The sequence below is a fragment of the Sulfitobacter sp. PM12 genome (assembly GCF_045586035.1).
In the GTDB taxonomy this organism is placed as follows: Bacteria; Pseudomonadota; Alphaproteobacteria; order Rhodobacterales; family Rhodobacteraceae; genus Sulfitobacter; species Sulfitobacter pontiacus.
The window spans coordinates 115,076-128,824 of record NZ_CP151534.1; the positions used below are offsets into that span (position 1 = coordinate 115,076).

11 protein-coding genes are annotated in these 13,749 nt (G+C 58.9%); 9 read left to right on the forward strand and 2 right to left on the reverse strand.

From position 1 onward, the window contains the following. The first annotated feature begins 114 nt into the window (after positions 1-114). From AADW22_RS17725 to AADW22_RS17750, 6 genes are all read left to right on the forward strand, one after another. Positions 115-930, forward strand: coding sequence for a GntR family transcriptional regulator (locus tag AADW22_RS17725; RefSeq protein WP_005848595.1), 816 nt, complete (start codon positions 115-117; stop codon positions 928-930). Continuing rightward, positions 927-2,324 (forward strand): 3-isopropylmalate dehydratase large subunit, encoded by a 1,398-nt coding sequence (gene leuC, locus AADW22_RS17730; protein ID WP_407474834.1) that lies wholly within the window; start codon positions 927-929, stop codon positions 2,322-2,324. The genes AADW22_RS17725 and leuC overlap by 4 nt, the downstream gene beginning before the upstream one ends. Then, positions 2,321-2,911 carry a 3-isopropylmalate dehydratase small subunit gene (gene leuD, locus AADW22_RS17735; RefSeq protein ID WP_407474835.1) on the forward strand — a complete coding sequence of 197 codons (591 nt, stop codon included), beginning with the start codon at positions 2,321-2,323 and terminating at the stop codon, positions 2,909-2,911. The genes leuC and leuD overlap by 4 nt, the downstream gene beginning before the upstream one ends. 78 nt (positions 2,912-2,989) lie before the next feature. Next, positions 2,990-4,000 (forward strand): TRAP transporter substrate-binding protein DctP, encoded by a 1,011-nt coding sequence (gene dctP, locus AADW22_RS17740; protein ID WP_306285836.1) that lies wholly within the window; start codon positions 2,990-2,992, stop codon positions 3,998-4,000. A gap of 56 nt (positions 4,001-4,056) precedes the next feature. Continuing rightward, on the forward strand, positions 4,057-4,563 hold the full coding sequence (locus tag AADW22_RS17745; protein WP_005848588.1) for a TRAP transporter small permease: 507 nt from the start codon (positions 4,057-4,059) through the stop codon (positions 4,561-4,563). Further along, the gene (locus AADW22_RS17750) at positions 4,563-5,870 is read left to right on the forward strand and encodes a TRAP transporter large permease subunit (RefSeq protein ID WP_009824156.1); all 1,308 of its coding nucleotides are present in this window, start codon (positions 4,563-4,565) and stop codon (positions 5,868-5,870) included. The genes AADW22_RS17745 and AADW22_RS17750 overlap by 1 nt, the downstream gene beginning before the upstream one ends. Positions 5,871-5,910: 40 nt before the next feature. On the opposite strand, the gene AADW22_RS17755 is transcribed toward AADW22_RS17750, so the two are convergent. After that, complete coding sequence (locus AADW22_RS17755; protein WP_407474836.1) at positions 5,911-6,630, reverse strand: TetR/AcrR family transcriptional regulator; 720 nt, start codon at positions 6,628-6,630, stop codon at positions 5,911-5,913. Positions 6,631-6,966: 336 nt separating this feature from the next. Between AADW22_RS17755 and AADW22_RS17760 the strand changes: the two genes are divergently transcribed. Both AADW22_RS17760 and AADW22_RS17765 read left to right on the forward strand, forming a co-directional pair. Beyond that, a complete protein-coding gene (locus tag AADW22_RS17760; protein ID WP_407474837.1) occupies positions 6,967-8,175 on the forward strand; it encodes an efflux RND transporter periplasmic adaptor subunit in 1,209 nt (402 codons plus the stop codon). After that, entirely contained in the window at positions 8,172-11,351 is a 3,180-nt protein-coding gene (locus AADW22_RS17765) for an efflux RND transporter permease subunit (protein ID WP_407474838.1), read from the forward strand. The genes AADW22_RS17760 and AADW22_RS17765 overlap by 4 nt, the downstream gene beginning before the upstream one ends. Positions 11,352-11,434: 83 nt before the next feature. Here AADW22_RS17765 and AADW22_RS17770 read toward each other — a convergent pair whose 3' ends face one another. Beyond that, positions 11,435-11,890 (reverse strand): A24 family peptidase, encoded by a 456-nt coding sequence (locus AADW22_RS17770; RefSeq protein WP_289081689.1) that lies wholly within the window; start codon positions 11,888-11,890, stop codon positions 11,435-11,437. Positions 11,891-12,098: 208 nt separating this feature from the next. On the opposite strand from AADW22_RS17770, the gene AADW22_RS17775 reads away from it, so the two are divergent. After that, positions 12,099-13,724 (forward strand): DUF4331 family protein, encoded by a 1,626-nt coding sequence (locus AADW22_RS17775; RefSeq protein WP_340241694.1) that lies wholly within the window; start codon positions 12,099-12,101, stop codon positions 13,722-13,724. Positions 13,725-13,749 lie beyond the last annotated feature (25 nt).

Genomic DNA, 13,749 nt, shown 5'->3' on the forward strand with positions numbered 1-13,749 from the left:
TTTGTAATACAGATAATTAAATGTGCATAGATCAAATAATTTGATTTTTGTCAGATAGATTTCTTGCTTTTGAGAAAACTCTTTGTAGGGTTGGAAGGGATTGGAAGGATTCAAATGACACTTCAAAGCACATCTTCGAAGGGCAGGGGGCTTCCCGAAGGGGGTAAGGCGCGGCGCGTTTACCTGCATCTGCACGAAGAGATCATGCGCGGCGTCTACGCTGCCGGTGCGGTTTTGCCCGGCGAGCAAAAGCTGGCGGTAACGCTGGATGTGTCGCGGGTGACCGTGCGCCGTGCGCTGGACGCGCTGGAAGGGGACGGGCTGATCTCGCGCCGTGCTGGGTCAGGGACGACTGTTTGCGCGCCCAAGGTGCAGCCGGCACTTGCCGCGGATTTCAATACATTGATGCCGCAGTTGGTCGAGATGGGGCAGAACACCACCGCGCGGCTTTTGTCTTTTAGCTATGGCGCCGCGCCGGGCAGTGTGGCCACCGCGATGGGGCTGGATGCGCAAGCGCGTGTGCAAGTTGCGGTGCGTCTGAGGTTGGTGGAAGGGGAGCCGTTTTCCCACCTGACCACTTGGGTGCCTGAAGATATCGCACATAACTATACAGAGGCAGAGCTGGCGACGACGCCGCTTTTCCGCTTGCTGGAGCGGTCTGGCGTCAAGGTTGCTTCAGCCCATCAAACGGTAAGCGCGACCCTCGCGTCGCCCGATGTGGCGGATGCGCTCGGGGTCAGTGTCGGCGCGCCGCTGCTGTCGCTGGACCGTGTGGTCAAGGACGAGGATGGACGCGGGGTTGAATACCTCTCTGCGCTCTACCGCCCCGATATGTTCCGCCTTGAAATGGCGTTGAGCCGTGTCGGCGCAGGCGAGGCGCGCCATTGGGAGCCGGTGGTGAAACCAGGCCGGAAGGGGGCCGCAGAATGACCGCGCCGCAGACCCTCTTTGGCAAGCTTTGGGCCGCACATGAGGTGATGCGGCGCGATGACGGCACGTCACTGCTATGGGTTGATCGACATCTGGTGCACGAAGGATCGCACCACGCATTTGTGAAACTGGAGAGCCGCGGCATGAAGGTCGCCGCCCCTGATCTGACCTTCGGTGTCGTCGACCACTATGCCCCCACCCGCGCCGGCGAGATGGCGGCGGATATCCGGCGGATGATCGACACATTGGGGCGCAACGCCAAGGCGCAGGGCATCCGGCTCTTCGATCTGCGCGATCCGGGGCAGGGCATTGTGCATGTGATCGGTCCCGAACAGGGGCTGACCTTGCCGGGGCTGCTGATCAATTGCGGCGATAGCCATACCTCTACTCATGGGGCCTTTGGTGCGCTGGCCTTTGGCGTCGGTGCGACAGAGGTGGCGCATATTCTGGCGACGCAGACAATCTGGCAACAACGCCCCAAAACGATGCGGATCACCGTGGACGGCGAACTGGGGGCCGGTGTCACAGCCAAAGATCTGGCGCTGCACTGGATCGCAGAGCTGGGGGCCGATGGCGCACGCGGCCACGCGATTGAATATGCCGGCCCCGCTGTCCGCGCGTTAAGCATGGAGGGGCGCCTGACGCTGTGCAATCTTAGCATCGAAGGGGGTGCGCGGTTGGGGCTGGTGGCGCCGGATCAGGTGACATTCGATTATATCAAAGGGCGCAACTTTGCCCCGAAAGGCGCGGATTGGGACACGGCCCTGCGGGACTGGTCCCATCTTGCGACCGACAAAGATGCCCGTTTCGACCGCGAGGTTGAAGTCAACGCCAGCGATATCGCGCCAACCGTGACCTGGGGCACCTCCCCCGAAGAGGCGCTGCCCATCACCGGACATGTACCTGATCCGGCACGGCTGTCGGGCAGCAAACAGGCGCAGGCGCGCGCGGCGCTGGAGTATATGGCGCTGGAACCGGGAATGGCGCTGGACCAGATTACAGTGGATCAGGTGTTTATCGGATCGTGCACCAATGGCCGGATCGAAGACCTGCGCCTTGCCGCCAAAGTATTGGCGGGGCGCAAGGCCGTCGTGCCGGGGTTGGTGTCGCCCGGATCGGCGCAGGTCAAGAAACAGGCCGAAGCCGAAGGGCTGGCCGACGTGTTTGCCCAAGCGGGGCTTGAATGGGCCGCATCGGGCTGCTCGATGTGTGTCGGCATGAATGGCGATCGGGTCGAGGCGGGCAAACGCTGCGCGTCTTCGACCAATCGTAACTTCAAGGGCCGTCAGGGACGCGGGGCGCGGACCCATCTGATGAGCCCCGCGATGGTCGCCGCCGCCGCAGTGACCGGACATCTCGCCGATGTGCGCCCGCTGCTGGAGGGACGCACATGACCGGCTGGACACAGATCAATGGCACCGCCGTCGCGTTACCGCAGGAAAACGTCGACACCGATCAGCTTATTCCGGCGCGCTTTATGTCGGCACCGCGGGCTGACGGCTATGGCAAATTCCTGTTGCATGACTTGCGTCAGGATGCGGCGGATCATGTGCTTGATCGCCATGCGGGGGCAGATGTGTTGATCACGCGGCGCAACTTCGGCAGCGGCTCAAGCCGCGAGGCGGCGGTCTATGCGCTGGTTGATTTCGGGATCAGGGCCGTCTTTGCCCCGAGCTTTGGCGACATCTTTCAAAGCAATGCCGTCAACAATGGACTGCTGCCCGCCCGTGTGAGCGAAGCAGAGATTGACGCCCTGCTGGACGCGATCGGCACCGATGCTGTCAGCGCGACAGTGGATTTGGAAAAATGTGCAGCGGTGATCGCGGGGCATACCCTGACCTTCGAACTGGATCCCGTCTGGCAGGAGAAACTGGTGAACGGTTGGGATGATATCGACCTGACCGCCCAGCATAACGACCGCATCAAAGATTTTCGCACGGCACGGTTTGCCGCGCACCCGTGGGCAGTGCCCGCATCCTAAGACGTGCTGATCCCCGCAAGAGGGACAGGACGGCAACATAACGGGGTCCAACAGCCCCACCAACCGGGAGTATATACGATGAAACAGACAATCCTTGGCGGTATCCTCGCCTCGACGGCGCTGACCACGGCGGCTTTTGCACAAGAGACGCTGACCGCAGTGCACGCTTTTCCTGAATCCCTGATCTATACCAAGTCGTTCCTTGAATTCGTCGACAAGGTGAACACCGCCGGTGAAGGCGTTGTGCAGATTGAAGTGCGCGGTGGCCCCGAAGCCATTGGCATGTTCCAGCAGCCCGACGCCGTCCGGTCGGGTGTGGTCGATATGGTCTATACGCCGGGCAGCTTTTACGCAGGGGCTTTGCCTGAAAAAGACGCGCTGGTCACATCCAACCTGACCGCGGTCGAAACCCGCGCCAATGGCGGGTTGGACCTGATCGACCAGATCCACCAAGAGAAGATGGGCGTCAAATACCTTGGCTGGTTCGATTCCGGTGTATGCTACAACCTGTGGACCCGTAATGAGCCCAGCCTTGACGCAGAGGGGAACCTGGATGTGTCGGGGCTCAAGCTGCGCGGCAACGCGGTTTATAACGCCTTCTTCACCGACTATCTGGGCGCGCAGGTGATCGATCTGCCCACAACCGAGGTTTATTCTGCGCTGGAACGCGGCGTGGTCGATGCAACAGGCTGGACACAGATCGGCCTGATTGACCTGAAGTGGAACGAGTTCCTGAACTACCGGATCGAACCGTGCTTCTTCTCGACCGATCTTGGCACGATTGTGAACCTCGACAAGTGGAACTCCCTCTCGGACGAGGCGCGCAAAATCCTGCAAGACGTGGCGATCGAGCACGAGAAAGCCTCGGCCGAGAAGCTGGGCGCGGTGCGTGATGAAGACTTTGCCAAGCTCGAAGAGGCAGGCATGACCGTTGTGACGCTGGAAGGCGAAGCGGCGCAAAAATATCTGGGAGCGGCGACAGAGAATACGTGGAACCGGATGAAGGGCCTGATGGCCGAAAGTCCCCAAGGCGACGGGAACTACGACAAACTGATCGAGCTGTTCTACGACGCGGAGAAAAATCAGTAAGCCACATCAGGCGCGCTCTGATGGGGCGCGCCTGCTTTCGTTCAAAAGGGGCAGCCATGGCGCGTGTCGGACAAATTTACAGAGGTTTCCTTTACGCGATGGCGGGGATTGCCGGTGCCATGCTGGTGTGGCTGATGATTTCGGTCATTCTGTCAGTGGTGATGCGCAACAGCGGGATGCAGCCTTTTGCGTGGCTCTTTACCTCTTCTGAATACGCGATCCTGTATATGACCATGCTTGGCGCACCTTGGCTGGTACGCGAGAAGGGGCATGTGCATATCGAACTGGTGACCGCGGCGCTGCCCGAAGCGGCACGGCGCTTTGTCAGCCGGCTGGTCGCGGTGCTTTGTGTTGTCGTGTCCTTGATACTGGCGTGGAAAGGGGCAGAGCTGTGCCTTAACAACATCGCGCGCAATGATCTGGATGTGCGTGCATATTACTTTCCGAAATGGATACTGACGCTGGCCTTTCCGGTCAGCTTTGGCCTGATGGCGATTGAATTTTCCCGATTTGTTTTTGGCGATGACCTGATGCACTCCGGCGAAGCAGGGGTACATGAATAATGGAATGGTTTGAATCGCTGGCCCTTTTGCTGGGCTCTATTCTGGTGCTGATGGCCATCGGGATGCCGGTCGCCCTGGCTTTTCTCGCAGCCAATATCGTTGGGGCGTGGTTCTTTATGGGCGGAGCCAAAGGGGTTACGCTGCTGCTGAACAATGGGTTCGGCGGGCTGACCAACTATGCGCTGGTGCCGATCCCGTTATTCTTGCTGATGGGCGAAATCTTCTTCTACACCGGTTTGGGCAAGCGCATGTTCAATGCCATTGACCGTTTGCTGGGCAAGCTGCCGGGGCGGCTGTCCTATGTCACGGTTCTGGGCGGCACGGCATTTTCAACGCTGTCTGGGTCGTCCATGGGCTCCACCGCGTTGCTGGGCAGCCTGATGGTGCCCGAGATGACGGAACGCGGGTATAAAAAGCATATGTCCATCGGTCCGATCCTTGGCACGGGTGGTCTGGCGATTATCATCCCGCCCTCGGCGCTGGCCGTGTTGTTGGCAACGTTAGCGCGGATCGATGTGGGCGCATTGTTGATCGCGGGCATCATCCCGGGGCTCATCCTTGCCAGCCTCTATATCGCGACAATCTATATTCAGACCCGTATCGATCCCGACGCCGCCCCCGCTTACGAGGTTGAAGACCTGCGCTTTGGCCAAAAGATGCGCCTGTTCTTCGGCGATGTGGTGCCCATGTTGTCTGTCATGGTCGTGATCGTGATTGGCATGGTGGGCGGGCTGATCACCCCGTCCGAGGCCGCGGCATTCGGGGCGCTTGGTGTGTTGATCTTGGCCGTGGCCTTCCGTTGCCTCACATGGGACGCGATGAAGAAATCGGTGATCGGCGCGATGCGGGTGACCCTGATGGCCTATCTCATCGTCTTTGGGTCGGCCACCTTCAGCCAGTTGCTGGCGTTTTCCGGTGCTTCCAGCGGGTTGATCCGGTGGGCGACGTCGTTTGATCTGGCCCCTGTGGCGATGCTGCTGGTGATGTTCGGCGTCCTGCTGCTGCTGGGTATGTTCATGGAGCAGATATCTATGATGTTGCTGACCGTACCGATCTTTTTCCCGCTCGCCACAACGCTGGGATTTGATCCGGTGTGGTTCGGTCTGGTGATCCTGCTGGCGCTCGAGATCAGCTTTACCACACCGCCCTTCGGGCTACTGCTTTTCGTGATGAAGGGCGTCGCCCCCAAAGGCACAACCATGCGCGAGATCTACGGATCTGCCTTCCCCTATATGGGATGCTCGGTGCTGCTGGTGTTCTTGTTGATCCTGTTCCCGCAACTGGCGCTATGGCTGCCTGGGATGTAGTCGGAGCGTCGCGTTGCAAACTCGCGCATATCATCCGCCGCTACTGGACCAAGCCGGCCAGCATTCGGCGGTATTCGGTGCGGTTTGACAGGGCGACGCTACCTACGGGTAGTCCGAGCAATCGGTCGCAGATTTCACCTTCAGATCGAAGACGCCTGTCAAGTGCGTCAACTGCCGCGTCCAGATCGTTCGCGCTCGCCAGGTCAAATACCTCGATGAGAACCTCCCGACGGCCCTGCGAAAGGCTTAGCATCAGCTCGGCGGTCAGCCCTGCGTCAACGGGGTTGAATGTTCCCTCGGCAATACCGGATTCAATGATGGCTTTAAGGACCGGCATCACGACCGCCGCCTCTGCGTCACAGATCCGGCGGTAGGGGATCTCGTTGCCGGGCCGTGAGAAAATTCGCACGAAACCGCGCAGTTCGTTGACGTTGTCGGCCGTCCATTGCGCCGCGCCATCCAGCAAACCGTTCAACTGGACCAATGCATCGCCGTTGTTCTGGCTCATCGCGGCTTCAGTGGTCTGCATCGCTTGTTCAGTCATGCGCGCAATAAGGCCGGTCAAGAGGTCTTCTTTTGCAGCAAAGTGGTGGTAAAAGCCGCCGCGTGAAATGCCCGCCACTTCCTGAACATCCGCGATTGTCACGGCATCCCAGCCCCGCTCCATAAACAGCGCTTGGGCCGCATCAAGGATAAGGTCTCGCCTTACCGCTGGCGCCATACGCACACGGCTGTCTCTTTTTGTAACGGTCTTTGACAATGCGACGTCTCCATAGTCATACAGATCTTTGGTCGGTAAACACCTAAGCCCGTGTCATTCATCGTTCAAGTCCCATGAGCATCTAAATGCTGAATGAGGTCGTACGTGTTCAGCAAAGCGCATTTGATCCATCGCGATTGCGCTTCGTTTCAGCGGGAGGATCACTGGATGCCCCGACGTCACATTGACGTTTCATGCGCACCGTCTATTTCCTGCTTACAGACTTCTGGTCTGTTGTTAAAAAGCGTCATATGATGCGACCTCTTTGAACGGCGGCCTACATGGTATGCATGTCTGAAAAGGAACCCTGTGTGTGAGAGTGAAGGCCAACTGGAAATGAGCGACAGCGAAAACAAAGAGCAATTGTCTTTCGAGGACGATAAAGGCGCGTCGCGGTCGGCGTGGATTGCCGCGGCTTTGGTTGTCGCCATCGTCGGCTGGATGGGCAGCGGGTATATCCTGCCCTTGGGTGACGAAGACGCAGGGCAAGCTGAAACTGCCCCCGTCAAGCCGGTTGCCGTAGCGGTTGAAAAGTCGACGCCTCAACAGGTCACGATATCCTTTCAGGCGGAAGGGCAGGCGCAACCTGACCGCGATACGTCGATCCGCGCCGAGGCGTCAGGCGACGTCGTGGATGTCTTGGTGATGGAGGGGGAAGAGGTCGAGGGCGGCGCGGTGATTGCTCGGCTTTCTGCGACGGGAGCGCAGGCGGATCTTGCGCGGGCCCGCGAAGAATTCGCCCGTGCGGACCGAGAGTTCAAAAACGCGACTGAGCTATTGAACAGAGGGGTGGCGACTGCCGATCGGGTCAGCCAAGCACGCGCCACGCTTGCCGCCGCCGAGGCATCCGTGACCGCAGCGCAAGAGGCGATAGAGGCACTTGTTATCACGGCCCCGTTTACCGGACGTGTCGAAGAGCTGTCACTTGATGCGGGTGAGTTTATTCAGGCGGGTGCCGAAGTCGGGCGCATCGTTGACAATCGGCCGCTGACAGTTGCGTTGCAGGTGCCACAACAGGCGCTTGGTCAGATCAAAAGCGGCCAGACGGCGACGGTGAATTTCATCACCGGAGAAGAGCGTGAAGGCACGGTGAGCTTTGTCAGCACGGCTGCAAATGCCGAAACCCGCACGTTCCTCACCAAGATCACCGTGCCGAACGAAGACGGTGCCATTCCCGCCGGTATTTCCGCCGAAATTCGGATCCCGACCGGTTCGACAAGCGCGCATTTCGTGCAGCCCTCGACGATATCGCTGAGCCCTGAGGGGCGCTTGGGCGTCAAAACCGTTGATGAGAATGATATGGTTGTGTTCACCCCCATTCGCATCGTGCGGGCAGAGATCGATGGCCTGTATGTAAGCGGCCTGTCGGACGCAGCGCGGATCATCACTGTCGGTCAGGGGTTCGTGAACGAAGGCGAAGAGGTGGCACCGTCGTTGCAGACCAAGGCGGATGACGGTGAGGAAAACAGCACCCCTCAAGATGGGCAGCCCGCGCTTCCCATTCCCGATAGTGACGCGGCAAGCGACGAAGGGCAGCGCGAATGAATACGATTATTGACGCCGCATTCTCGCGCGGCCGGGTCGTTCTGATGGTGCTTCTGATGCTCTTGAGCGTAGGCGCGGTCGCCTATGTCGCCATCCCCAAAGAAGCCAACCCCGAGGTGCCTTTACCGCTTGTTTACGTCTCCACGGGCCTTGAAGGGATCAGCCCGTCGGATGCCGAACGCCTGCTGATCGAGCCGATGGAATCCGAATTCGCCGCGATTGCCGGGCTTGAGAAGATCCAAAGCAACGCATCCGAAGGCTATGCAAACGTCCAGCTTGAATTCACCCCCGGCGGAGACATCGACGAAGCGCTGCGCAAGGTTCGGGAAGCCGCAGACAGGGTCGAGGGCGATTTGCCCGAAGACGCCTATGACCTCACGGTGACAGAGATCAACACCGCGCTCTTCCCGATTATCACCGCGCTCATTTCGGGGCCGGTGCCAGAGCGAACGCTGAACGCCATTGCCGATGACGCGCAAGAAGCCATCGAAGGGCTTTCCGGCGTTCTGGAGGTCGAGATTGGCGGCGCGCGGGACGAATTCCTTGAGGTACTGATCGACCCGACCGTTTTCCAAACCTACAACCTGAGCTTTGATGAGCTGATCGGCCAGCTTCAGCGGAACAACCGTTTGATTGCCGCGGGGGCCATCGAGACGGGGGGCGGGCGCATCGTGCTCAAGGTGCCGGGCCTGATCGAGGACCTGCAAGACGTCATGGAAATTCCGGTAAAGGTGCGCGGCAATACGGTGGTGACTTTCGAAGATGTCGCGACCGTCCGCCGCACCTTCCAAGATCCGACGGGCTATGCGCGCATCGACGGGCAACCGGCACTTGCGCTTGAGGTGAAAAAGCGGTCCGGAGCGAATATCATCGAAACAGTCGCGGCCACGCGTGCGGCGCTGGAAGAGCTGCGCAATGATTGGCCCGAAAGCATCGAGGTAACCTACCTGCAAGATCAATCCGAGCAGGTAGAGACTTTGCTGAGCGACCTGGAGGCAAACGTCATTGCAGCGGTTTTGCTTGTGATGATCGTCATCGTGGCTGCCCTTGGCCTTCGGTCGGCTATCCTTGTCGGTCTTGCCATTCCGGGGGCGTTTCTGGTGGGGGTAACGGCCCTTTGGGCGATGGGGTTCACGATGAATATCGTGGTTCTCTTTTCGCTGATTTTGGTTGTCGGGATGCTGGTTGACGGGGCCATCGTAACGGTCGAGCTGGCGGACCGTCGTCTGCAAGAGGGGGATGATGCGCAAACAGCCTATGCCTATGCCGCAAAGCGCATGGCCTGGCCGATCATCGCCTCAACCGCCACGACCTTAAGCGTGTTTTTTCCGCTGCTGTTCTGGACCGGCATGGTCGGCGAGTTCATGAAGTTCCTGCCCATTACCGTGATCCTGACCCTTTTCGCGTCCCTTTTCATGGCGCTCATCTTCATCCCTGTACTGGGTGGCCTCATCGGGAAACGCCAGCCGCAAAATGCCGCGGCCAAACGTGCGCTAAGCGAAGCTGAAAAAGGTGACCCACGGCGCATTGGCGGACTGACGGGGGCCTATGTGCGTCTGTTGGAGTGGGCAATCCTCAGACCCGGTGCGACGGCGTTGCTGGCGCTTGCCATGCTGCTTGGCAGCTTTGGTCTATACGGGCAGTTCGGCACCGGCCTGTCGTTTTTCCCCTCGGTAGAGCCTGAGTTCATGCAGGTGCAGGTGCTCGCTCGTGACAACTTCTCTATCTACGAGCGTGACGCGTTGGTGCGCAGAGTCGAGCAGCGATTGATGGGCTACGATGAAGTGGCCACTGTCTATGCCCGATCTACGATGAGCGCAGGGCAGGGCAGCGAAGAAACCATCGGTACGATACAGCTTGAGCTCACCGAATGGGACAGGCGGCGCGCGGCAGAAGCCATCGGCACCGATATCCGGCGTGATGTCGCGGACATTGCGGGCATTGATGTTCAGGTCCAGACCGAAAGCGGCGGTCCCACCGCTGGCAAGCCGATCAACCTTCAGATCGCGGCACGCAATCCGGCGGTGCAGGGTGATGCTGTCGCGCAGGTCTTGTCCATCATGGAGCAGATCGGCGGCTTCACAGATGTGACCGACACGCTGCCGCTGCCGGGGGTAGAGGTGTCCATCCGCGTGAACCGGGCGGAAGCCGCGCGATATGGCGCTGATGTCAGTCTTTTGGGGCAGGCCGTTCAGCTGCTGACCCAAGGGATCGCCGTCGCGGATTACCGGCCCGAGGACGCGGACGGAGAGCTGGATATACGCGTCCGTTTCCCGGCCGAGGAACGGTCATTGTCAGAGCTTGGAAACCTGCGCGTTCCCACCTCTGCCGGATTGGTGCCGATCTCCAACTTTGTCACCTTCGAGCCGGTTGAACGGACGGGCACGATCACACGTGTCGATGAAAAGCGCGTCGTGACGATAGAGGCAAATGTCGCACCCGGTTTGTTGGTCAACGATCAGGTGACGGCGTTGCAACAAGCCCTGGACGCCGCGGATTTGCCCGACGGGGTCAGCTATAGCTTCGCCGGCGAGGCGCAGGACCAGACCGAAGCGATGGTGTTCCTTGTTGGTGCCTTCGTGTCCGCGATTGTCTTGATGCTGGTGATCCTGGTTCTTCAGTTCAACAGCTTCTACCAAGCCTTCGTCGTGATGAGCGCGATCATCTTCTCGGTCGCGGGTGTTCTGCTTGGCTTGATCGTCACGGGGCGCCCCTTTGGCGTTGTGATGGGGGGCATCGGGATTATCGCGTTGGCGGGCATCGTGGTGAACAACAACATTGTTCTGATTGATACCTACAATGATCTACGATCCACTGGCATGCACCCGCGCGAGGCCGCCTTGCGCACAGGCGCACAACGTTTGCGGCCTGTTCTTCTGACATCGATTACCACGGCGCTTGGCCTGATGCCGATGGTGCTGGGGGCCAACCTGAATTTCTTCACGCGCGAAATCGTCTTTGGCGCGCCATCGACCCAATACTGGACCGAACTGTCGAGCGCGATTGTAGGGGGGCTGGTCGTCGCGACACTTCTGACCCTCATCCTGACACCTGCCATGCTGATGTTTGGACAAAAGCGAAGCCTGCAAGGGGACGAGGCGACGCCAGCGGAACGACCGAGGAGAGCATGGTTGTCGAGCTTATTCAGACGTAAACGTGCAGACCCTCAACGCTGACCGGGCATATGGTTGACGTCCTTCGATTGGAAAGTCCGCGAGATGGCAGCGTAAAATGCCGTACACAGGGGTAATACGCATTTCTATATCTCTGAAAAAAGCCCTTTTCCCAACCAAATAAGAAGAAGGGCCCCGGCAATCCATGGACCAAACGCGAGGCGCTCTTGGCGCCCGTGGCCCGAGAGCACTGCGTACCCAAGAGCACCCAGAGCCGACAGGAGCACGACCCAAGGCAAGGCGAAAACCCCAACCCATGCACCCGCTGCCGACAGCAGCTTTGCATCGCCCAAGCCCAACCCTTCTTGCCCGCGGCTGCGGAAATAGACCGCTCCGATCAGCCAGAATACCACATATCCAATGATAGCGCCCCAGATCGCCTCTGTCGGGAGGGCACGCTGCGCGAGGGCATTCGTTGCCAGTCCAACGCAGATCAGCGGAAGCGTATAGCGATCCGGCAGGCGGTGTTGGCGCAGATCAATACGAACAAGCTGACCCAAAATCGGAATCAGAATGATCGAGGATAAGATGAACAGAGGCATTCACGTATAAAACACGGCAAGCATCAAAAACGCCAGTGGGCCTAGGTTCCGTCTAAGTGCAACATTCTATCATAAACTGTGAAACTTTCTCGGCGGCAGCACGTGTCTCATTCAATGCGGGTAGTGAATAGAAATTTTTCAGCACTCGCAGGGCGATCCGATGGCCATTGGTCTCGGCACATAAAATAAGCCAACTTGGGAGTGAAAAATGACATTTACCATTCGTACCTTGTTGCAGGGAAGCTGCGCTACAGCGCTTTGCCTGACAGCAAGCATTGCAACTGCATCATCGCACCGTGAGGCGCCGGGCATTACCGAGCAGCCAAAGATCGACGCGACAGATTTCTACATGTTCAAAAGCTACGAGGCAAACCGCGGCGACTACGTGACCCTCATTGCAAATTACCAACCTTTGCAGGCCCCCTATGGTGGACCCAACTATTTCACCATGGACCCTGATGCGATCTACGAGATCCATGTCAGCAATGACGCCGATGCCGAAGAAGAGATCACCTTTCAGTTCCAATTCGACAATAATCTGAAAGACGGCACTGGTATCCAGTTGGACATCGGCGGCGAGAAAGTGGGCATTCCGCTGCGCGCTGCAGGCCAGATCACAGCCAGCAGCCCGACTGCTGCTCTGGGTGAAACCGAAAGCTATAGCGTGACCATGATCACGGGGGACCGTCGCAGCGGCAAAAGAACGTCTCTTTCGCATGGCGGCGGCACGACCTTTACCAAGCCGCTCGACAACGTTGGCAACAAGACCCTGCCTGACTATGCCGAATACGCGAACGCCTATATCTATGACGATGTAAAAATTCCGGGCTGCGGAACGGGCCGGGTCTTTGCTGGCCAGCGCGCAGAGGCCTTCGCGGTGAACCTTGGCGAAATCTTTGATCTGGTGAACCTAGTTCCAGTGCAGGGACCAGATAACCCGATGTGGTCCCAGTATAACGATCCCAATTTCAACGCGAACGGGATCGTGCAGGACCGCGCCAATGACGACCTGATTGGTAAAGCCAATGTCACAACGCTGGCTTTGGAAATTCCAATCTCCTGTCTGACCCAAGGGGATGAGCCGGTCATCGGGGCATGGACGACTGCCAGCCTGCCACAAGGCGAATTGGAAGACCCGTCGCCCACCTACGAGAAGACCTCGATTTATGGCGGCGCTTGGGTACAGCAGTCGCGCTTGTCCAACCCGCTGGTTAACGAGGTGGTCATCGGCCTTTCCGACAAGGATCTGTTTAACGCAGCAGAGCCTACAATTGACGAGGCACTGGCTGTCTATGTGACCAATCCGACCCTGCCAGCGCTACTGGACATCCTGTTCCGCGATGCGTTGGGTGCATCGGGCAATATCGCTCCGTCGAACTTCCCCCGGAACGACCTTGTTACCGCGTTCCTCAGCGGTTTTCAGGGCGTAAACCAGCCTGCTGGTTTCGATGCGAAGACAGACCTGTCTGAAATGCTGCGCTTGAATACAGCGTTCCCGGCGACACCCGCATCCGAGCAGCATACCTTTGGCCTTTTGGCTGAAGACCTCGCGGGCTTTCCCAATGGTCGCCGTCCGGCGGATGACACTGTCGATCTTGCGCTGCGCGTGATGATGGGCCGGTTGTGCCATGACGTGCCTCTCGGGCAAGAGCTTAGCGGAGACCCAAGTGCCGAAGACAATGTAAATCTGGGTCTTTGTGGCAAAGGCGATCCCAACGATACCGCGCCTGCGGGCCTAGTGCCGTTGACCGATGGGGCACCTTTGCGCGCCACCGAGTTGCAAACCGTGTTCCCCTACTTGAACACACCGATTGCTGGCTCGCCGAACAACTAAACCCATAGAATAGGAGAATTCCGAT

Coding starts and splice junctions, on each gene's coding strand:
- AADW22_RS17725 (WP_005848595.1), top strand. CDS start 115: ATGACACTTCAAAGCACATCTTCGAAGGGCAGGGGGCTTCCCGAAGGG.
- leuC (WP_407474834.1), top strand. CDS start 927: ATGACCGCGCCGCAGACCCTCTTTGGCAAGCTTTGGGCCGCACATGAG.
- leuD (WP_407474835.1), top strand. CDS start 2,321: ATGACCGGCTGGACACAGATCAATGGCACCGCCGTCGCGTTACCGCAG.
- dctP (WP_306285836.1), top strand. CDS start 2,990: ATGAAACAGACAATCCTTGGCGGTATCCTCGCCTCGACGGCGCTGACC.
- AADW22_RS17745 (WP_005848588.1), top strand. CDS start 4,057: ATGGCGCGTGTCGGACAAATTTACAGAGGTTTCCTTTACGCGATGGCG.
- AADW22_RS17750 (WP_009824156.1), top strand. CDS start 4,563: ATGGAATGGTTTGAATCGCTGGCCCTTTTGCTGGGCTCTATTCTGGTG.
- AADW22_RS17760 (WP_407474837.1), top strand. CDS start 6,967: ATGAGCGACAGCGAAAACAAAGAGCAATTGTCTTTCGAGGACGATAAA.
- AADW22_RS17765 (WP_407474838.1), top strand. CDS start 8,172: ATGAATACGATTATTGACGCCGCATTCTCGCGCGGCCGGGTCGTTCTG.
- AADW22_RS17770 (WP_289081689.1), bottom strand. CDS start 11,890: ATGCCTCTGTTCATCTTATCCTCGATCATTCTGATTCCGATTTTGGGT.
- AADW22_RS17775 (WP_340241694.1), top strand. CDS start 12,099: ATGACATTTACCATTCGTACCTTGTTGCAGGGAAGCTGCGCTACAGCG.